Raw genomic sequence first — 581 nt, 5'->3', positions numbered from 1 at the left:
GTAACTATTCAGGTCACGCTGCCTGATCCAGGCCGTCCCGACGCATGAATTCGGGCACTTCACCGGCAAACAACTGTTCTAGTGCGGTGTGCGCTGCCAGGCCCTGCTTGACCGCCGTCGAGAGGAAGCTGCGCATCCGGCAGAAGATCTCGGCACCTTCCCAGGAGCGGAAACAGCCTGAAATCTTCTGCTGGACCTTGGTCATCCGCAGGTCACGCTCCCCTTGGTTATTGGTGAAGGGCGCGGCGGGGTCGTCGAGGAAACGCAGCACATCGTCCTCGTACGCCTGGAGACGTTCGAGCAGGTTACGTGCCTTGGTACGTTTGGCACGACCGCGCTTTCCCGGTGGTGGTGGGATCGGTGGCGGACACTCGGTCTCACCCTCTGTCAGGCACTGCCGATAGCGGACTCGCCAGCGTTGCGCCTCTTCGGGCGAGAGCGTGCCACCGGCAGCGTCAACGGCCTGATGCATCTCCAGCAGCAGATCATGCAGCGCCTTGGCCCACTTTTGGTGGTCATTTTCCCAGGCCGCAGTCAATTCACGCAGGTGATGGGCGTTGCAAAGTGCGTGGCGGCAATCC

General features: G+C 61.8%; 1 protein-coding gene. It reads right to left on the bottom strand.

Translation table 11 applies throughout. From position 1 onward, the window contains the following. Positions 1-13: 13 nt before the first annotated feature. On the bottom strand, positions 14-581 hold a 568-nt coding region (locus KGQ91_RS13300), incomplete at its 5' end, for an IS66 family transposase (protein WP_224420084.1).

This window comes from Modicisalibacter tunisiensis (assembly GCF_020148005.1).
Lineage (GTDB): Bacteria > Pseudomonadota > Gammaproteobacteria > Pseudomonadales > Halomonadaceae > Modicisalibacter > Modicisalibacter tunisiensis.
The sequence above is the reverse complement of the archived record's forward strand: the minus strand, read 5'-3'. Positions and strand labels throughout refer to the sequence as shown.